Consider the following 19,264-nt stretch of genomic DNA (forward strand, 5'->3'; position numbering starts at 1 on the left):
GTGGTATACTGAGCGCGAATGCCGATCATTGAGCCGCGCTATGGATATTAAACAACTGATTTATTTGTGTAATTTAGAACGGGAACGCCACTTCGGTCGGGCGGCGGAGGCCAGCTTCGTCAGCCAGCCGACGCTGTCCATGCGATTGAAAAACCTGGAAAAAGAGCTGGGCGTTTCGCTGATTAACCGCGGCAACCATTTCGGTGGTTTTACCGCCGAAGGCGAGCGGGTGCTGGCGTGGGCGCGTGAGATTGTCTCGGTTTACCAGGGGCTGAAGCTGGAGGTGGAGTCGCTCAAGCACGGTTTGCACGGCACGTTGCGCCTTGGCGTGGTGCCGCAGTGCAGCATCTCGGTGGCGGAAATGCTCAAGGCGGTCAGCGAGCGTTATCCGCATCTTGATTACCGGCTGGCGGTGCTGAGCGCCGATCAACTGCTGGAGGCGCTGACGGCGCATACCGTCGACATCGGCATCGGATTTTTCGAGCTATCGACGCTGAAGGAACTGCATTTTCAATCGCAACCGCTGGTGGAAACCGGCGTCGAGCTGGTATTTCATCCGCAACACTTCCCTAAGCTGGTGGGCGACACGCCGTTGCCGCTGGAGGCGGTGGCCGCCTTGCCGCTGTGCCTGGCCGAACCGACGCGTTATTTCCGCCGCTATCTCGATCAGCACTTCCGCGACGCCGGGTTGACGCTGCACACGCGGCTCGAGACCGCGTCGATCTTCCAACTGCTGGAGGGGATTTTCGTCGGCCTGGGCTGCGGGCTGTTCCCGCGTGGCCAGCTGCAATCGCCGCTGATGCCCGAGTTGCAGCGGCGCCCGGTGGCCATCGGCGCCATGCCGCGTCATGCGGCGGTGGTGGTCGATATGGCGGAGCGCGCTACGCCGTTGGCGCAAAAATTCTTCGACGCCGCCAGCGAGTGGCTGCGTCGGCAAAAGGAATAGAGACGTTTGTGTTTATCCGACGTTCCAGCCATGATGATGGCCCCGTGGGGCCATCATCATGTTTGCGCTAACGGCCGATGAAATTATGTTAATTGCTGATGGTAATGGTCGGATCCCAATAGAAATAACCCAGTAATTTCTGATCGCCGCCGTTTGGCCGATAATAAAGGCCAAATTGAATGCAATAGTTTTCCGTACCGGTATTGGTAATGTCTGCCTGTATAAACCAATAGGTTTGGTTGGTGAAGCTGACGGGGAATACGGTATTTTGCGCCGGCATCATCGAGCTGCGGGTGTACATTTTGAAGGTCGGGTTGGAGAAAACCTGGGTGCCGCTGCCGAACTGCGGCAGCCCGTAGATCAGCACGCTGGCGTCGAAATTGGCGGATTCTGAGGTGCCGGTCCAGCGAATGACGTCGCCGACATTGGCCTTAAAGTTCAGGTCCGCCGTGCCGGAGCCGCCGATCACCTGTTCGGAGGTGACGACCATATAGGCGTATTGATGGCCAATGCCCGTCGGGTTGCCGGCGTCCTGGCTGGGATTGTTATTCTCGAATGCTTCTATCAGGGCATCGGTATCGATGACGACAATCACGTTAACGATACTGTTGCTGGATTTAAGTTCTTGCTCAGACATAGGGTTACCTCACAATATTTTTTGCTGTGATAGAAAATTGAAAATAATGAGAATAACGGCGAGCTTTTATCTTTGTTGAATATTAAAAATGGGTCATCACAACGCCGCTATCGGCTTAATCATAGAAACTAAATAGCAAGACGACCACTGCTGAAAGGTTAGGGGTTTTAATGAGTTCATCTATTAATTAGCAGGGTTAAAACCTTGTTTTACTGCTTCTGCGATGAGAACGGTTACAGAATTGAGCGATGGCGCAATCTGCCTATTGCTTTGTTTGCAGACATAATTTTGACGAACCGTGTGTTTCGTCGGTGGCAGAATAAAACGAATCATAATCCTGATAAATGAAGTGTGTTTAGATTTTTGCTTTATCAATTTATATTTTGGTGAAGTTTTTCGCCGAAACAGAGAGGGGGAGTTAACGGCAAAGAACGTTAGCCGTCAACTCAGTGATGACAGATCACAGCGCCGGTTGTACCGGTTCCGCATCGCCCAACGTTTGGCGCAGGCGATTTTCCCAAGCGTAGAGCGCGGCGGTGAGGATCACTTCCAGCGCCTGCGCCTGATTCAGGCCGCTGTTGAACAACGGCTGCACGCTCTGCGGGGTAAATTTCTCCGGTGCGCGCGTCAGCTCGGCGGCGGTGTGGATCACCGCGCGTTTGACGGCATCCTCGGTAAATGCCAGCCCCTGAGGCAGCCCGGCGAACAGCGCCTGGGTCAGTCCGTCGTCCTGGAGCTCTTGCGTCACCGTGGCCGCGCAATAATGGCTGCCGTTGATGCGCGAAACCGCCAGCGTCGCCAGCGCCTTCAGGCGGCTCGATAACCCATATCCTTCGGCATTGATGCCGTTGAACACCCCGTTACGCTCGCGCAATGCGGCGGCATCGTGCGCCAACAGCAGATAATAAGATTCGGCGCGCGCCTGCGGGTGACTCTGATCCAGCACGTCAAGCTGTTCGGCGGCGGCGGCTTCCGTGTCGATCGGCGGCAGACGCGCGGTCCAGCTTAACTCTTCGGCACTGAAAGCGACGCCTACGGCGTCTTCGACGCTAGGGAAGCCGGGCACCACCGCCGCCGGCCGGCCGGCCAACGCCGCGACGCCCGCGACCACGCGCGCTTGATAGCTGACAAAACCGATGATTTGCGAAAAGGTGACGATATCCGCCGGGCTCAGCCCGACGTCGCCAAGCTGTTGCAGCGCCTTGCGGCAAATCAGCGTGGGCTGGCTGGCAAGCTGGCGGGCGTATTGGGTGATCTGGGCGAGGCGGATATTGCTTTCCCGGGAAGCGTCCGGGCTGTGCAGCGGGGCGAGGCGGGCGGCATAGTGGCTACAAAGCGACTGCACGCCCGTCACCTGAGCGACGGTCAACGCGGTGCTGAGGCGATCATATGGTGACATTGTCACGTATCGTGATAATGGCACCTGATCGGGAAACAGCGCGTGGTAGCCGGCCAATGAGGCGTTGAACACCCCGGCGCGAGCGCTGAGCGCATTGTTTAAGGCTTCATCGGCGAAGGCGCCCAGCCCCAGCAGAAAGCGATCGCGCAGGGTGGCCGCCTGAGGCTCCAGCGGCGCATCGCCCCGCACGCTGCTTTGGGTTTCGTGATACCACTGGGCATTATGTTGTCGACGGAGTCGTTCCATAGGGTCAATCCTTAATCATGATCAACAGCCAACGCTGCGTACGGCAGCGGCGGCTGGACAAAGAGGCAACATGCCCCCAGGCGGGGCGAAAGGCGGATTTAGCGCAGCTCATCGCAGCACAGCGCGTGGCCGTAAACAGAGAAACCGGCGGCCAGGGTGAGCAAAAGCTGCGTGAGGCGGCGGTGGCGAAGGCTGTTCATCAGTGCGATATCCTGTCGTATGAGAGACTCAACGTAGGGGATATCCTCACCGATCGCCCTGGCGAGATAAAATAATGTTACGGACTAATCAATAACTGAAAGGAATAAAATATAAGGATATATAACAAGAATGTAATTTGTATGTGCGTTTTCTTGCTAAGCGGCAGGCGCGTACCGCAATAAAAAACCCGCCGCAGCGGGTTTGGCGGTGACGGCGCGACTCAAAAACGGCCGCCGTCGCGCCGCCAGGCGTCGGCGGTCAGCGCCTCGCCGAAGTGGCTGGCGATAAGACGCTTGGTCAATTCGTGCAGCGGCGCCGCCAACACCTCGGCGGTGCTGCCGCGTTCGACGATTTCCCCTTCATGCATCACCAGCACCTGGTCGCTGATATGCTTCATCATGCCGAGATGTTGGGTGACATAAATATAGGAAATACCGTGTTTTTCCTGCAGCTCCAGCATCAGGTTGATGATTTGCGAGCGCATCGACATGTCCAGCGAGGCCAGCGCCTCATCGGCGACAATCACCTTCGGCTGCAGGATCAGCGCACGCGCCAGCGCGACGCGCTGTTTCTGCCCGGAAGCCAGCATGTGCGGATAGTAGTAGGCGTGATCCGGCAGCATGCCGACCTGGCGCAGCGTCTGGTTGATGCGCTGCTCGCGCTCGGCGGGTTCCAGATCGGTGTTCAGCCGCAGCGGCGCATCCAGCAACTGGCCGATGCGTTGGCGCGGATTGAGCGAGGTGCTCGGATCCTGAAAAATCATGCGAATGCGCTGGCTGCGATAGCGATAATCGCCGAACGCCAGCGGATGATCGTCGATCAACAGCTCGCCGGCGGTCGGCTCCACCATGCCGGAGAGCATCTTCGCCAGCGTGGATTTGCCGGAGCCGTTCTCGCCGATCACCGCCAGCGTCTGACCTTCGCGCAGGGTAAAGCTTACCGATTTCACCGCCTCGACGTGCTGGCGGCGGAACAGCCCGGTGCGATAGCGGTAGGTTTTGCTCAGGTTGCGCACTTCCAACAGCGTTTCCATGTTATTGCTCCTCCATGTTCAGCGGGAAGTGGCAGGCGAAGAAGTGGTTTTTGACCGGGCGCAGGCGCGGCGTTTCGATGCACTTCTTCTGTGCGTAAGGGCAGCGCGGCCCCAGGCGGCAGCCGATCGGCAGGTGTTCCAGCGAAGGAATGGCGCCCGGCAGCGTGTTTAAACGGCTCTTGTGCGGCAGCGAGCGGCCGAAGTCCGGCATGGCGCGGATCAGCGCCTGGGTGTAAGGGTGGTGCGGCGCCGCCAGCAGTTCTTCGCACTGGGCGCTTTCCACCGTTTGCCCGCAGTACAAGACGTTCACCCGGTCGGCCCACTTGCTCATCATCTGCAGGTCGTGACTGATCAGCAGAATGGTGGTGTTGTTGTTCTGGTTGAGACGCGCCAACAGGCGGAAAATCTGCGCCTGCGTGGTCGGTTCCATGGCGTTGGTCGGTTCATCGGCGATCAGCAGGCGCGGTTGGTTGGCCAGCGCGATGGCGATCATCACTTTCTGGCACTCGCCTTCCGTCAGCTCGTAGGGGAAGCTGCCCATGATGTCGTCGTGATCCTTGATGCCGACGCGGTGCAGCAACTCGATGGCGCGGCGTTTGCGCCAGTTGAAGCGCTGCCACCAGTGGCCCTTGTAGGTCCAGCCCGGGATGGCCTGCGCCAGCTGACGGCCGATGCTCTCGGAAGGGTCGAGACAGGACTGCGGCTCCTGGAAGATCATTGAGACGTTGTGGCCCACCAGCTTGCGTCGCTCGCGCGGGCTCAGCTGCAGCAGATCGATGTCGTCGAAGCGGAAACGATCGGCGGTGACGCGCCAGTTGTCTTTGGTCACGCCGCAGATGGCCTTGGCGATCAGGCTCTTGCCGGAGCCCGATTCGCCCACCAGGCCGCGCACCTCGCCCTCGGTCAGCGTCATGCTGACGCGATCGACCGCCTTGACCGGCCCTTCGGCGGTCATAAATTCAATCGTCAGATTGCGGATATCGAGTAACGGCATTATTCCACCCCGGCATTGATTGCGCGGCGCATACCGTCGCCCAACAGGTTAACCAGCAGCACGCTGACGAGGATGGCCGCGCCGGGCAGCATCACCGTCCAGGGCGCGACGTACACCAGCTCGAGCGAATCGCCGAGCATCGCTCCCCATTCCGGCGAAGGCAACTGCGCGCCGAGATCGAGGAAGCCAAGCGCGGCGATATCCAAAATAGCCATCGACAGCGCGCGGGTGAACTCGGTCACCAGCACCGCCGCGATGTTCGGCATGACTGCATACCACAGGATCTGCAGCGTGGAAGCGCCGTCAAGGCGCGCCGCCACCACGTACTCTTTCTCCAACTCATCGTGCACCGCGCTGTAGATGGTGCGCACCATGCGCGGCAGCAGAGCCAGCCACACCGCCAGCATGGCGTGTTCGAGTTTGGGCCCAATAAACGCCACCACCACGATCGCCAGCAGCAGCGACGGAATCGACAGCAGAGTGTCGAGAATGTGGTTAAGCACCGCCGAGCGCAGCCCGTGGGTGACGCCGGCGAACACGCCGAGGATCACCCCGCAGAACGCCGCGGCCAGCGTCACCGCCAGCGCGGAACCGAAGGTGGCGGCGGTGCCGGTCAACAGGCGGCTGAGGATGTCGCGCCCGAGATCGTCGGTGCCGAGGAAGAACGACACGTTGCCGTAGCGCGACCAGGACGGCGGCAGCAGCTGATAACCGAGGAACTGCTGATCCAGCGCGTAGGGCGCCAGCAGGCTGCCGAACAGCGACAGCAGCAGCAGGGCGATCACGCCGTAAAAACCGATCATCGCCAGCGCGTCGCCGTAGAAAATCCGCCAGGTGTAGCGCAGCGGGCTCGGCATCTTTTTCTCGCGGTATACGTTATCGAAGGGCATACCATTCCTTATGTTTCAGCGGGTTGGTTGCCGCACCCAGAATGTCGGCCAGAACGTTAATGGTGATCACCAGCGTGCCGACCACCATGACGCCGGCGGAGATCGCCGCATAGTCCTGCTGGCGAATGGCGTTGATCAGCCACCGGCCGAGGCCCGGCCAGCTGAACACCACTTCGGTGATCATCGCCAGCGTGAGCATGGTGGAGAACTGCAGCCCCAGCTTGGGCACGATCGGCGGCAGCGCATTGTGCAACACGTGGCGGCGGATGATGGTGAAGCGCGACAGGCCGCGGGTGGCGGCGGCCTTGATGTAGTTTTGGCTCAGCACGTCGTCGGTGCTGATGCGCATCAGGCGCACCACTTCGGTGGTGGGCGCCACCGCCAGCGCGGCGATCGGCAGGATCATGTGGCGCAGGGCGCTGCCGATCATCTCGGCGCGGTACGGCGAATCCGACAGCCAGGCGTCGATCAGCGCGAAACCGGTGATGGGCTTCACCTGATACAGCAGGTCGAAACGGCCGGATACCGGCAGCCAGCCCAGGTGCAGCGAGAAGAACAGCATCAGCAGCAGCGCCAGCCAAAACACCGGCATCGAGAAGCCCAGCAGCGCGAAGGTGCTGATGGCGGTGTCCTGCCACTTGCCGCGCAGCACGCCGGCGATGATGCCCAGCGGAATGCCGATGAACAGCGCCATAGCGAAGGCCAGCAGGCACAGTTCCATGGTAGCCGGGAACACTTCGCGCAACTGTTCGCTGATCGCTTGGCCGTTGATGCTGGAGACGCCGAAGTCCCAGTGCAGCAGGCTGACGAAGTAGAACTGATAGGCGTCCAGCAGGGCGGCGCCGTTCAGCGGCGCGCGCGGCGTGAAATAGCTCAGGCTGAAACTGACCAGAGTCAGGAAGAACAGTGTGATCAGCAGCAGCAGAATGCGGCGCAGGGTAAAGATAATCACTTTTTCACCTCCGGCGCGGATTCACGGTACACCCCGGCGAACGAGGCGTTGCCGAACGGGCTCAGCACCAATCCCTTGATGTCGTAACGATAGGCCTGCAGGCGCAGGGAAGACGCCAACGGCAGCACCGGCAATTGCTGCTCAAGGATCTTCTGCGCCTTGCGGTAGTTGTCGATGCGCTGAGACAGCTGCTGCGACAGCAGCGCGTTCTGCAGCACTTCGTCAAAGCCCGGATCACACCAGTGAGCATAGTTGGTTTGCGAACGGATTGCCGCGCAGCTCAGCAGCGGCCGGAAGAAGCTGTCCGGATCGTTGCTGTCGGTGGCCCAGCCGGTCAGGGTCAGATCGTGGTTCATCTCCATCAGGCGCGCTTCCTGGAAACGGCCCTCCACCGGCACGATGGTGACGTTGATGCCCACCTGGCCGAGATCGGCCTGGATCAGTTCGGCGGTTTTCAGCGGGCTCGGGTTGTAAGACTGCGAGGCGGTCGGCACCCACAGCTTCAGGTTCAGCTGGCTGACGCCGGCCTGCCGCAGCATCTCGCGCGATTTGGCCGGATCGTATTCGGTGACGTGCGCATCGTTGTCGTAGGCCCAGGAGGCGCGCGGCAGGATCGAGGCGGCGGTTTCCGCCGTGCCGTAATAGATCGACTGCATCAACCGCTGGTTGTTGATCGCCAGCGAGATCGCCTGGCGCACGTTGAGATTGTCGAGCGGCGGTTTGCGGGTGTTGAACGCCAGGTAGGCGATGTTCATCCCTGGGCGCAGCGTCAGGCGCAGGCGCGGATCGTCGCGCAGGATAGACAGCTGGCTGGCCGCTGGATAGGCCAGCACGTCGCACTCGCCGGTCAGCAGCTTGGAGAGGCGGCCGGTGCCGCCGGCGCCCAGATCGATCACCACCTGCGGCATGCGCGGCAGGCCTTTCCAGTAGGCGGCGTTGCGCGCCAGCCGAATATATTGCCCCGAGCGGTATTCGTTGAGCAGGAATGGGCCGCTGCCGACCGGCTCGCGATCGATCAGCTCCTGATGGCCTTCCCGCGTCAGCGTGTCGGCGTATTCGGCGGACAACACCGGCGCATAATGAGTCGCCAGGTGCCACAGGAACGAGGCATCGGGCGACTGCAGGCGAATTTCCACCGTGTAGTCGTCGAGCTTTCTCACGCTCTGCACCGAATCGCCGAACTGCAGGCTGTCGAAATAGGGGTATTCGCCGCCGTTCACGTCGTGATACGGATGTTTCTGATCGAATACGCGGGCAAAGCTGAACACCACGTCGTCGGCATTCATCTTGCGGGTGGGCGTGAACCAGGCGGTGGTCTGGAACGGCACGTCCTTGCGCAAATGGAAGCGGTAGGTAGCGCCGTTATCCAGCACTTCCCAGCTTTGCGCCAGCTCGGGGATCAGGCGATAGGTGTAGGGATCGACGTCCAGCAGGCGATCGTACAGCTGGGCGGCCAGGGTATCCACCGTCAGGCCGCTGCTGGCCATTTGCGGGTTGAAGGTATTCAGTATGCCGCTGACGCAATAGACAAAGCCGCTCTGGCGAATGTCCGGCAGCGGCGCCGCGGCGGCGGGCGCGGGCGGTGTTGTCGCGGCCAGGGCAGAGCCCGTCAGGCATAACGACAGTATCCAAAAGGGTAAACCACGCATAGAGGCTCATGGGTTAATCAGCAATAGCGTTAGTGTATCGCACTCTGACCGGCAGCCCAATCCATTGAGCAAAATCGCTGAGTTTTCTGCGACTTGATTAATCAGGCCGTTCAGCGGCAAGAAAAAAGTTTTTTATGTTATGTTATAATATAACAAAAACATGTTACCGTTCCCCGGCAAAGTCACAACAACGCAAGGGGATGTATGAACGAAGTTGCACTTCCACCACGCCGTTCGCTGCCGGACGCTCAGGCAGGTCGCGGCGAAATGAGTGATGTCGGGCTCGATTGGGTCGGGATGCAAGGGATCGCGCTGCCGCTGGAGCTGGCCGGCAAGCCATTGATGGCGAAGGTCGACGCCGGTATCAACCTGCGCGCCGAGGCGGCGGGGGAACGCGGCATTCACATGTCGCGGCTGTATCTGGCGCTGGACGAATTGACGCAGGGAGAGCTGACGCCGCAGCGCATCGGTCGGACGCTGCAGGCTTTTCTGGATTCGCAGCCGGAACACAGCGATCGCGCCAGCCTGACGCTCAGCGGCGAGCTGTTGCTGTCACGCCCGGCGCTGCTGTCGCCGCAGCGCGGCTGGAAAGCCTATCCGCTGCGCATCGAGGCCACCCTGACGGATACGCTGACGCTGGCACTGACCGTCGGCGTGCCTTATTCCTCCACCTGCCCGAGTTCGGCGGCGCTCAGCCGCCAGCTGGCGCAGCAACAGTTTCAGTTTGATTTTGAACAGGCGGCGGAGCGCGTCAGCCAACGGCAGGTGAGCGAGTGGCTGTTGGAGCAAGGGATGCCGGCCACCCCCCACAGCCAGCGCAGTTGGGCCTGGATCACCGTAACGCCCGAGAATGAAAGGGCGTTCGAACCGGTGAAACTGATTGACCGCATCGAACACGCATTGGGCACGCCGGTGCAAACGCTGGTGAAACGCCGCGACGAGCAGGCCTTCGCGCTGGCCAACGGTCAGAACCTGATGTTTTGCGAGGACGCGGCGCGGCGTCTGTATCGCATGCTGCGCAGCCAGTGCGACTACCGCGCCTTCTCGCTGCGCGTCGAGCATCAGGAGAGTTTGCATGCCCACAATGCGGTGGCGGAGCTGAGCTGGCGGGGAGAACACCATGCTGCGTAAAAATCCCAGCGGCCATCTGCCGCAGGTTTCGCCGCTGGCCTACATCGATCCCACCGCCATTATTTGCGGCCGGGTGATCGTCGAAGATTTCGTCTACGTCGGCCCGTATGCGGTGATCCGCGCCGACGAGTTGAACGCAACCGGCGACATGGAGCCGATCGTCATCGGCTCGCACTCCAATATTCAGGACGGCGTGGTGATCCATTCCAAGAGCGGGGCGGCGGTCACCATCGGCCGTTACAGCTCGATCGCCCACCGCGCCATCGTGCACGGCCCGTGTCGCATCGACGATCGGGTGTTTATCGGTTTCAACAGCGTGCTGTTCAACTGCCACGTTCAGTCCGGCTGCGTGGTGCGCTACAACGCGGTGGTGGACGGCGTGACGCTGCCGGAAAACCGCTATATCCCCTCGACCGAGCGCGTGGGGCCGGACAGCGATTTGTCGCGTTATCGCCAGGTCGATCGCGGCGCGCTGCAGTTTTCGGAAGAAGTGGCCGCCACCAACGTCGAACTGGTGCGCGGTTATCAGGCATTACGCAATGAATTTTAATGAGGTTTCCATGAAACAACTTCCCGTGACCGTGCTTTCCGGCTTTCTCGGCGCCGGCAAGACCACGGTGCTGAACCATATCCTGAACAACCGGCAGGGCATGCGCGTGGCGGTGATTGTCAACGACATGAGCGAAGTGAACATTGACGCCGCTCTGGTAGAGAATGAAGTGCATCTCGATCGCCAGGAAGAGAAGCTGGTGGAGATGAGCAACGGATGCATCTGCTGCACGCTGCGCGAAGATCTGCTGGTGTCGGTGCGCGAACTGGCGCAGGAGGGGCGTTTCGATTACCTGTTGATCGAATCGAGCGGCATCTCGGAGCCGCTGCCGGTGGCGGAAACCTTTACCTTTGAGGATGAAGCGGGCGAAAGCCTGTCCCAATTCGCCCGGCTGGATACGCTGGTGACGGTGGTCGACGGGGTGAATTTCATTCAGCAATACCAACAGGCGCAAAGCCTGCAGGAGGCCGGCCAAAGCCTGGGCGAGGACGATCTGCGCAGCGTGGCGGACCTGTTGATCGAGCAAATTGAATTTTGCGACGTGATCCTGGTCAGCAAGACCGATCTGTTGACGCCAACGCAGCAGGGCGAAGTGATGGCGCTGCTGGCCAGCCTGAATCCCGACGCCCGCATTGTGCCGATCGCGCCGGGCAAACTGCCGCTGGAGGCGGTGCTGAATACCGGCAGCTTCAGCTTTGAAAAGGCGCAGCAGGCGCCCGGCTGGCTGAAAGAGCTGCGCGGCGAACACGTGCCGGAAACGGAAAGCTACGGCATCAGCAGCTTTGTCTATCAAGCGCGGCGGCCGTTTGCGCCGGACAAGTTCTACCGTGTGATCAACGGCGACTGGGGCGGCGGCAAGCTGCTGCGTTCGAAAGGCTTCTTCTGGCTGGCGACGCGTCCGCGACAGGCCGGGCAGTGGAGCCAGGCCGGCGGCATCGCCCATTACGGCCTGGCGGGCACCTTTTGGCGCGCTATCCCGCAAGATAATTGGCCGCAGGATCCGGAAACGCGGGCACATATTCAGGAGAAATGGGTGGAGCCGTTCGGCGACATGCGGCAGGAGTTGGTGTTTATCGGCCAGCACTTGCAACAGGCGGCGATCGTGCGTTTGCTGGATGACTGCCTGCTGAGCGACGATGAAATGGCCGCCGGCGTGGACTATTGGCTGGATATGGCGGACCCGTTCCCTGAGTGGTAATTGCGCAATCTTCGTGTGGTAATGAGAAAAATTCTCAACAAAGTGCTTTACAGACGATACTGATAACTATTATCATCGCCTGGCAGTTCACGGAAGGCCGCGGTTTGCGGCTCTGATGTGGAAGGCACGACATTGCTCACATTGCTTCCAGTGTTTTTTAAGCCAGCTCGGGTGCTGGCTTTTTTTTTGCCCGCTATTCCTCGTCCGCTTCGCCGTTTTGCAGCAGCGCATGTTTTTTCAGCATGCCGCGTAGCTGATGGTAGGTGAGCCCCAGCAGCTGCGCCGCCTTGCGCTGATTGAACCGGCCTTGCTGCAGCGCCGCTTCGAGAAGCGCCTTCTCCTGCTCGAGCTGCCAGTGTTTCAAATCCAACGGCAGCGGCGGCAACGCGGCGGCGTCTTCAGGAATGGGCGCGACCGGCGTGGCCTCGCGCGGCGCAAACGGGTTGATGACGATCTCATCCAGCGGGCTGTCGCTGTCGCCGTGACGATAGACCGAACGTTCCACCACGTTTTTCAGTTCGCGCACGTTGCCCGGCCAGCCATATTCGAGCAACGTCTGCCTGGCGCGTTCGGTAAAGCCGGTAAACAGCGGCAGCCCCAGCTCGCGGCACATTTGAATGGCGAAGTGCTCGGCCAGCAACATGATATCGGGCCGGCGTTGGCGCAGCGGCGGCAGCTGCACCACGTCGAACGCCAGCCGATCCAGCAGATCGGCGCGAAACTTGCCCGCCGCCGCCAGCGCCGGCAGATCGTCGTTGGTGGCGCACACCAACCGCACATCCACCCGCAGCGGCTGGCTGCCGCCCACGCGTTCCAGCTGACCGTATTCGATCACCCGCAGCAATTTCTCCTGCACCAGCATCGGCGCGGTCGCCAGCTCATCGAGGAACAGCGTGCCGCCGTCGGCGCGCTCGAAGCGGCCCAGATGACGTTTCTGCGCGCCGGTAAAGGCGCCGGCCTCGTGGCCGAACAGCTCGGAGTCCAGCAGATTTTCGTTCAGCGCCGCGCAGTTGAGCGAGATGAACGGCCCTTGCCACCGGTTGGAGAGGTAGTGCAGGCGGTGGGCGATCAGCTCCTTGCCGGTGCCGCGCTCGCCGATCACCAGCACCGGTTTGTTCAGCTTTGCCACCTGGGAGACTTGCTCCAATACGTCGACGAAGGCGTTTGCTTCGCCCAACAAATTCTCTGGCTGTTCGTTCATGATGAAATTCGCCAATGTTTGGTGAAAATAATCACTCTACAGCAAGCGCTCGGAGAGTCAAAAATAAAGAATTGTTGTTTTTCAATGATATAAAAGTTGGCACGGGTTTTGATTATATCTTTGGGCAAGCTGTACGACTTAACGCGGCGCTTCAGACGCCATCAGAACCAAGAGGAAGTGAATTATGGGTATTTTTTCTCGTTTTGCCGACATCGTGAACGCCAACATCAACACCCTGCTGGACAAGGCGGAAGATCCGCAGAAGCTGGTGCGGTTAATGATCCAAGAGATGGAAGACACGCTGGTTGAAGTGCGCTCTACATCGGCGCGCGCGCTGGCGGAAAAGAAACAGCTGCTGCGCCGCATCGAGCAGGGTGAAAGCCAGGTAAGTGACTGGCAGGAAAAAGCCGAACTGGCGCTGCGTAAGGATAAAGAAGACTTGGCCCGCGCGGCGCTGATCGAAAAACAAAAGGTGGCCGATCTGATCGCCACGTTGACGCAGGAAGTGGCGACCGTAGAAGAAACGCTGGCGCGCATGAAGAGCGAAATCGGCGAGCTGGAAAACAAGCTGACCGAAACCCGCGCGCGGCAGCAGGCGCTGGCGCTGCGTCATCAGGCCGCGTCTTCTTCCCGTGAAGTGCGCCGTCAGCTCGACAGCGGCAAGCTGGATGAGGCGATGGCGCGTTTCGAACAGTTCGAGCGCCGCATCGACCACATGGAAGCCGAAGCTGAAAGCATCAGCATCGGTAAAAAGAAGTCGCTGGACCAAGAGTTTGCCGAGCTGAAAGCCGACGACGCCATCAGTGAGCAGCTGGCGGCGCTGAAAGCCAAGATGAACCGCTCAGAGTAAGGCGAACCGCGGCCACACGCCGGAGGTGGCCGCCAATCCAGGACCCGATAAGAAGGAATAACAATGAGTGCTTTATTACTTGCCATTCCGCTGACAATTTTCGTGCTGTTTGTCGCGCCGATTTGGCTTTGGCTGCATTACAGCAATCGGCAACAGACCGGCATCCAGCTGAGTCAGCAAGAAATGCAGCGCCTGGCGCAGCTGGCGGAAGACGCCAAACGCATGCGTGAACGCATTCAGGCGCTGGAAGAGATCCTCGATGCGGAACACCCGAACTGGAGACAGTCCTGATGAGCAATACGCTGGGCAGTAAAAAGCTTTATCGCGTACCCGAAGAAGGCATGGTGAAAGGCGTCTGCGCCGGTTTGGCCCATTATTTCGACGTGCCGGTGCGCCTGATCCGCGTGATGGTAGTGCTGTCGCTGTTCTTTGGGCTGTTCTTCTTCACGCTGGTGGCCTATATCGCGCTGGTCTTCGTGTTGGGCGAAGCGCCGGCCAGCCGTTTCGAGGGCGAGCATCAGAAAACGCCGCGCCAGCTGCTCGATCAGCTGGAATATGAGCTGGGCAGCGGCGAACAGCAACTGCGTCAGGTCGAGCGTTACGTGACGTCCGACACCTTCGGCGTACAGAGCCGTTTCCGCAAGCTATAACCCTTCTTGCGATGCCCGGCCTGCGCAGGCCGGGCATCTTCGCCGCCGTTATCCCGTTGAGGGTCATCTTAATCGTCTTGTGCCGGAGGGCATTGTCATGAATAAAATCGATGTCGCGAACACCGCCAGAACGGGTGGATTTAAACGAGGAGCGGCGGCAATGTTGAAGACATTGGCTAAAGTCATCATCATAGCGTTATTGAACTATGGCCCGGCGGGCGCCGCCGGCTGGCTGTTGAAGACCGTCGGCCGCAAACCGGTGCGCTTCGTGCTGGCGCTGGTGTTGGAACCGCTGTTCCGTAAAGGTCTGAACAAGGCATTCGGGCGTTACGTCAAGGAGAGCAATGAAACGACTGCAAAATGAGTTAACCTCGCTGGTCAACCGCGGAATGGATCGCCATCTGCGCCTGGCGGTGACCGGCCTGAGCCGCAGCGGCAAAACCGCCTTTATCACCGCCTTCGTTAACCAACTGCTGCATGTGCACAGCGGCGCGCGCATGCCGCTGTTTTCACCGGTGCGCGAAGAGCGCCTGCTGGGCGTTAAACGCATCCCGCAGCGCGATCTCGGCATCCAGCGTTTCACCTATGACGAAGGGCTGGCGCAGCTGTACGGCACGCCGCCGGCCTGGCCGACGCCGACGCGCGGCGTCAGCGAAATCCGGCTGGCGTTGCGCTACCGTTCCAACGACTCGCTGCTGCGCCACTTCAAAGACACCTCCACGCTGTACCTGGAGATCGTCGATTATCCCGGTGAATGGTTGCTTGATCTGCCGATGCTCGAGCAGGATTACCTGGCCTGGTCGCGCCAGATGACCGGGCTGCTGCAGGGCGAACGCGCCGAATGGGCCAAGCCCTGGCTTGAGCTGTGCAAAGCCTGCGATCCGCTGGCGCCGGTCGACGAAAACCGCCTGGCGGCGATCGCCCAGGCCTACACCGATTATCTGTTGCGCTGCAAAAGCGAAGGGCTGCACTTCATTCAGCCGGGGCGTTTCGTGCTGCCGGGCGATATGGCCGGCGCGCCGGCGCTGCAGTTTTTCCCGTGGCCTGACGTGGCCACTATCGGCGAATCGAAGCTGGCGCAGGCCGACAAACACACCAACATCGGCATGTTGCGCGCTCGCTTCAACTATTACTGCCAGTCGATCGTCAAAAACTTCTACAAAGAACACTTCGTTCGTTTCGATCGGCAAATCGTGCTGGTTGACTGCCTGCAGCCGCTCAACGGCGGCCCGCAGGCGTTCAACGACATGCGTCTGGCGCTGACCCAGCTGATGCAGAGCTTCCATTACGGCAAGCGCACGCTGTTTCGCCGCTTGTTCTCGCCGACCATCGACAAACTGATGTTCGCCGCCACCAAGGCGGACCATATCACCGCCGATCAGCACGCCAATCTGGTGTCGTTGCTGCAACAGCTGGTGCAAGAGGCGTGGCAGAACGCGGCGTTCGAGGGCATCAGCATGGATTGCGTCGGCCTGGCCTCGGTGCAGGCGACCGAGAGCGGCATCGTCGATCATCAGGGGCAGCGTATCCCGGCGCTGAAGGGCAACCGCCTGAGCGACGGCGCGCCGCTGACGGTGTTCCCCGGCGAGGTGCCCGCCCGTCTGCCGGGGCCGGCGTTCTGGCAGAGCCAGGGGTTCCACTTCGATGAGTTTCGTCCGCGCGCCATGAGCGTGGACAGCCCGTTGCCGCACATCCGTCTGGATGCGGTGATGGAGTTTTTATTGGGAGACAAATTGCGATGAGCGAGCCGATCAAACCGCGTATCGATTTTGACGAGCCGCTGCAGCCGCCGCAGGAGCCGGCGTTGCGCGCCGGCGTCGCTTTCGATGCCGAACAGGCGGAAAGCTTCTTTCCGGCGGCGCCGGAGCTGCAGCAGGAAGAGGAAGAAGGGCGCGCCGAAGGCATCATTAACGCCGCGCTGAAACCTAAACGCAGCCTGTGGCGCAAAATGGTCACCGCCGGCCTGGCGCTGTTCGGCGTCAGCGTAGTGGCGCAGGGCGTGCAGTGGGTGCATACCGCCTGGGTGCAGCAGGACTGGATCGCCATGGGCGGCGGCGTGGCCGGCGGCCTGATCGTGTTCGCCGGCGTCGGTTCGGTGGTCACCGAGTGGCGGCGTTTGTATCGGCTGCGCCAGCGCGCGGAAGAGCGCGACGTGGCGCGCGAGCTGTTGCACAGCCACGGGCTGGGGCAAGGGCGCGAATTCTGCGAGAAGCTGGCGCGCCAGGCCGGTCTGGATCAGGGGCATCCGGCACTGCAGCGCTGGCAGGCGTCGCTGCATGAAACGCAAAACGATCGTGAAGTGGTTGAGCTGTACGCCAAACTGGTGCAGCCGGTGCTCGACAACCAGGCGCGGCGCGAAATCAGCCGCTCCGCCGCCGAGTCGACGCTGATGATCGCCGTCAGCCCGTTGGCGCTGGTGGATATGGCGTTTATTGCCTGGCGCAACATCCGTTTGATTAACCGCATCGCCGCGCTGTACGGCATCGAGTTGGGCTACTTCAGCCGCATTCGTCTGTTCCGGCTGGTGCTGCTCAACATCGCCTTCGCCGGCGCCTCCGAACTGGTGCGCGAAGTGGGCATGGACTGGATGTCGCAGGATCTGGCGGCGCGGCTGTCGGCGCGCGCGGCGCAGGGCATTGGCGCCGGGTTGTTGACCGCGCGGTTGGGCATCAAGGCGATGGAACTGTGCCGCCCGCTGCCGTGGCTGGAAGGGGAAAAACCGAAGCTTGGCGATTTCCGCAGCCAGCTGATCGGCCAGTTGAAAGATACGCTGAAAAAGAGCGACGGCAAGGCCAAATAACCCCGCGACGGCGCTCTCAGGAGCGCCGTTTTCTCAACGGCGCCGACGCCGGACGTAATCGAGACTTGACGACAGTCGATCCCCCTGTGATTACGTGATAAATCTCTGCAAAATTAATTCTGGTTGTGATAACTCTCTGTTTGTAGGCTAAAATGACGCCGATGCTGTTATCCGCTTGCGTTTAAAATCAGCAACCACGGCAATAAATCAGAGTTCTGTCAACTTTTGCTGACAGATCGCTTCTACCGCCCGGTGCGAGGGAGTATCATCATCGTCAACGATCCCCGCACCTGCAGAGATAAGGCCAACACTGATGCGTTTGGAAGTATTTTGCGAAGACCGCCTCGGTCTCACTCGAGAATTACTCGATCTTTTGGTATCGCGCAGCATTGACTTACGTGGCATCGAAATCGATCCCATCGGCCGCATTTACCTCAATTTCTCCCAGCTGGATTTCGATACTTTCCGCGCGTTGATGGCGGAGATCCGCCGCATCGCCGGCGTAACCGACGTGCGCACCGTCAGCTTTATGCCTTCCGAACGCGAGCATCGCGCGCTGCGTGCGCTGCTGGAGTCGATGCCGGAACCGGTGTTCTCGATCGACATGAAAGGCAAGGTCGAGCTGGCCAACCCGGCGGCGCAGGCGCTGTTCAGCCTGAGCGAAGACAAGATCCGCAACCAGACCGCCGGGGCGCTGATCGGCGGCTATAACTTCAGCCGTTGGCTGGAGAGCGAGCATACGGCGCCGCACGCCGAGCGGGTGGTGATCCGCAGCCAGGACTTCCTGATGGACATCACGCCGATTTATCTGGAAGACCAACAGCAGCAGCCGGCCGCGGTTGGCGCGGTGGTGATGCTGAAGTCCACCGCGCGCATGGGCCGCCAACTGCAAAATCTGTCGGTGAACGACGATACCGAATTCGACCACATCGTCGCGGTGAGCGCCAAGATGCGTCATGTGCTGGAGCAGGCGCGCAAGCTGGCGATGCTCGATGCGCCGCTGCTGATCGTCGGCGATACCGGCACCGGCAAGGATATTCTGGCCCGCGCCTGCCATTTACGCAGCCCGCGCGGCAAACAGCCGTTCCTGGCGCTGAACTGCGCCGCGCTGCCGGATGACGTGGTGGAGAGCGAGCTGTTCGGCCATGCGCCGGGCGCTTATCCCAACGCGCTGGAAGGCAAGAAAGGCTTCTTCGAGCAGGCCAACGGCGGTTCGGTGCTGCTGGATGAGATCGGCGAAATGTCGCCGCGCATGCAGACCAAACTGCTGCGTTTCCTCAACGACGGCACGTTCCGTCGCGTCGGTGAGGAGCATGAGGTGCACGTCGACGTGCGCGTGATCTGCGCCACCCAGAAAAACCTCACCGAGCTGGTGCAGCGCGGCGAATTCCGCGAAGACCTCTATTATCGCCTCAACGTGCTGACCATCACCATCCCGCCGCTGCGCGAACGTCCGCAGGACATCATGCCGCTGACCGAACTGTTCGTGGCGCGCTTCGCCGATGAACAGGGCGTAGCGCGGCCCAAGCTGGCGAGCGATCTGGGCGGCTTCCTCAGCAAATACGGCTGGCCGGGCAACGTGCGTCAGCTGAAAAACGCCATCTACCGCGCGCTGACGCAAACCGAAGGCTACGAGCTGCGGCCGCAGGACATCGTGTTGCCGGAGTTCGAGGTGGAGATGTCGTTGGGCGACGAGGTGCTGGACGGCTCGCTGGACGACATCAGCAAACGTTTCGAGCGCTCGGTGCTGACGCGCCTGTATCGCACCTATCCCAGCACCCGCAAGCTGGCGAAGCGACTGGGCGTTTCCCATACCGCCATCGCCAACAAGCTGCGCGAGTATGGCCTGAGCAGCCGCAAAGGCGGCGCTGAGGGCGAAGAATAAAAAAGGCGCCTTGCGGCGCCTTTAGCGTGTTTCCAAAGCCGGCGTTCGCCGG

General features: G+C 60.7%; 20 protein-coding genes. 12 read left to right on the forward strand and 8 right to left on the reverse strand.

From position 1 onward, the window contains the following. Positions 1-40: 40 nt before the first annotated feature. The gene (locus tag ACJ8KE_RS05040) at positions 41-946 is read left to right on the forward strand and encodes a LysR family transcriptional regulator (RefSeq protein ID WP_016927547.1); all 906 of its coding nucleotides are present in this window, start codon (positions 41-43) and stop codon (positions 944-946) included. A gap of 88 nt (positions 947-1,034) precedes the next feature. Here the strand turns inward: ACJ8KE_RS05040 and ACJ8KE_RS05045 are convergent, their stop codons facing one another. Both ACJ8KE_RS05045 and ACJ8KE_RS05050 read right to left on the reverse strand, forming a co-directional pair. Further along, positions 1,035-1,583, reverse strand: a complete 549-nt coding sequence (locus ACJ8KE_RS05045; protein ID WP_015378018.1) for an inclusion body family protein — start codon at positions 1,581-1,583, stop codon at positions 1,035-1,037. Positions 1,584-2,043: 460 nt separating this feature from the next. Next, positions 2,044-3,228 carry a CMD domain-containing protein gene (locus tag ACJ8KE_RS05050; RefSeq protein ID WP_079452052.1) on the reverse strand — a complete coding sequence of 395 codons (1,185 nt, stop codon included), beginning with the start codon at positions 3,226-3,228 and terminating at the stop codon, positions 2,044-2,046. A 17-nt stretch (positions 3,229-3,245) separates the two neighbouring features. On the opposite strand from ACJ8KE_RS05050, the gene ACJ8KE_RS05055 reads away from it, so the two are divergent. Continuing rightward, positions 3,246-3,503, forward strand: coding sequence for a hypothetical protein (locus ACJ8KE_RS05055; RefSeq protein WP_016927549.1), 258 nt, complete (start codon positions 3,246-3,248; stop codon positions 3,501-3,503). A 146-nt stretch (positions 3,504-3,649) separates the two neighbouring features. On the opposite strand, the gene sapF is transcribed toward ACJ8KE_RS05055, so the two are convergent. From sapF to sapA, 5 genes are read right to left on the reverse strand one after another with little or no spacing between them, the layout of a single operon-like run. Then, entirely contained in the window at positions 3,650-4,462 is an 813-nt protein-coding gene (sapF, locus tag ACJ8KE_RS05060; RefSeq protein ID WP_016927550.1) for a putrescine export ABC transporter ATP-binding protein SapF, read from the reverse strand. Position 4,463: 1 nt separating this feature from the next. Then, positions 4,464-5,456, reverse strand: a complete 993-nt coding sequence (gene sapD, locus ACJ8KE_RS05065) for a putrescine export ABC transporter ATP-binding protein SapD (protein ID WP_016927551.1) — start codon at positions 5,454-5,456, stop codon at positions 4,464-4,466. Further along, positions 5,456-6,346, reverse strand: a complete 891-nt coding sequence (gene sapC / locus ACJ8KE_RS05070; RefSeq protein WP_004930580.1) for a putrescine export ABC transporter permease SapC — start codon at positions 6,344-6,346, stop codon at positions 5,456-5,458. The genes sapD and sapC overlap by 1 nt, the downstream gene beginning before the upstream one ends. Further along, positions 6,333-7,298 carry a putrescine export ABC transporter permease SapB gene (sapB, locus tag ACJ8KE_RS05075; protein ID WP_016927552.1) on the reverse strand — a complete coding sequence of 322 codons (966 nt, stop codon included), beginning with the start codon at positions 7,296-7,298 and terminating at the stop codon, positions 6,333-6,335. The genes sapC and sapB overlap by 14 nt, the downstream gene beginning before the upstream one ends. Beyond that, complete coding sequence (gene sapA / locus ACJ8KE_RS05080) at positions 7,295-8,947, reverse strand: ABC transporter substrate-binding protein SapA (RefSeq protein ID WP_016927553.1); 1,653 nt, start codon at positions 8,945-8,947, stop codon at positions 7,295-7,297. The genes sapB and sapA overlap by 4 nt, the downstream gene beginning before the upstream one ends. Before the next feature lie 204 nt (positions 8,948-9,151). Here sapA and folE2 point away from each other — a divergent pair, with 204 nt between their 5' ends. The 3 genes from folE2 to zigA are packed head-to-tail and all read left to right on the forward strand — an operon-like array spanning position 9,152 to position 11,826. Then, complete coding sequence (gene folE2 / locus ACJ8KE_RS05085) at positions 9,152-10,078, forward strand: GTP cyclohydrolase FolE2 (protein ID WP_079452053.1); 927 nt, start codon at positions 9,152-9,154, stop codon at positions 10,076-10,078. Then, complete coding sequence (locus ACJ8KE_RS05090) at positions 10,068-10,628, forward strand: carbonate dehydratase (protein ID WP_016927555.1); 561 nt, start codon at positions 10,068-10,070, stop codon at positions 10,626-10,628. Before folE2 ends, ACJ8KE_RS05090 begins: the two co-directional genes overlap by 11 nt. Before the next feature lie 10 nt (positions 10,629-10,638). Beyond that, positions 10,639-11,826: a zinc metallochaperone GTPase ZigA gene (gene zigA / locus ACJ8KE_RS05095; protein WP_016927556.1), complete on the forward strand. Its 1,188-nt coding sequence runs from the start codon at positions 10,639-10,641 to the stop codon at positions 11,824-11,826. A gap of 193 nt (positions 11,827-12,019) precedes the next feature. Here the strand turns inward: zigA and pspF are convergent, their stop codons facing one another. Beyond that, positions 12,020-13,027: a phage shock protein operon transcriptional activator gene (gene pspF, locus ACJ8KE_RS05100; RefSeq protein ID WP_097101936.1), complete on the reverse strand. Its 1,008-nt coding sequence runs from the start codon at positions 13,025-13,027 to the stop codon at positions 12,020-12,022. Positions 13,028-13,211: 184 nt separating this feature from the next. Between pspF and pspA the strand changes: the two genes are divergently transcribed. The 7 genes from pspA to tyrR all read left to right on the forward strand — a co-directional run bounded on the left by pspA (position 13,212) and on the right by tyrR (position 19,212). Beyond that, a complete protein-coding gene (gene pspA / locus ACJ8KE_RS05105; protein WP_004930555.1) occupies positions 13,212-13,877 on the forward strand; it encodes a phage shock protein PspA in 666 nt (221 codons plus the stop codon). A 63-nt stretch (positions 13,878-13,940) separates the two neighbouring features. Then, a complete protein-coding gene (pspB, locus tag ACJ8KE_RS05110) occupies positions 13,941-14,168 on the forward strand; it encodes an envelope stress response membrane protein PspB (protein ID WP_004930553.1) in 228 nt (75 codons plus the stop codon). Then, positions 14,168-14,527, forward strand: a complete 360-nt coding sequence (gene pspC, locus ACJ8KE_RS05115; RefSeq protein WP_116403585.1) for an envelope stress response membrane protein PspC — start codon at positions 14,168-14,170, stop codon at positions 14,525-14,527. The genes pspB and pspC overlap by 1 nt, the downstream gene beginning before the upstream one ends. Before the next feature lie 97 nt (positions 14,528-14,624). Then, positions 14,625-14,891: a phage shock protein PspD gene (pspD, locus tag ACJ8KE_RS05120; RefSeq protein WP_031299672.1), complete on the forward strand. Its 267-nt coding sequence runs from the start codon at positions 14,625-14,627 to the stop codon at positions 14,889-14,891. Further along, entirely contained in the window at positions 14,872-16,269 is a 1,398-nt protein-coding gene (locus ACJ8KE_RS05125; protein WP_442517145.1) for a YcjX family protein, read from the forward strand. The genes pspD and ACJ8KE_RS05125 overlap by 20 nt, the downstream gene beginning before the upstream one ends. Beyond that, complete coding sequence (locus tag ACJ8KE_RS05130) at positions 16,266-17,327, forward strand: YcjF family protein (RefSeq protein ID WP_004930545.1); 1,062 nt, start codon at positions 16,266-16,268, stop codon at positions 17,325-17,327. Before ACJ8KE_RS05125 ends, ACJ8KE_RS05130 begins: the two co-directional genes overlap by 4 nt. A gap of 313 nt (positions 17,328-17,640) precedes the next feature. Next, positions 17,641-19,212 carry a transcriptional regulator TyrR gene (gene tyrR / locus ACJ8KE_RS05135; RefSeq protein ID WP_033634193.1) on the forward strand — a complete coding sequence of 524 codons (1,572 nt, stop codon included), beginning with the start codon at positions 17,641-17,643 and terminating at the stop codon, positions 19,210-19,212. The last annotated feature ends 52 nt before the right edge of the window (positions 19,213-19,264 follow it).

It is taken from the genome of Serratia sp. CY56464, from assembly GCF_052168435.1.
GTDB lineage: Bacteria > Pseudomonadota > Gammaproteobacteria > Enterobacterales > Enterobacteriaceae > Serratia > Serratia marcescens.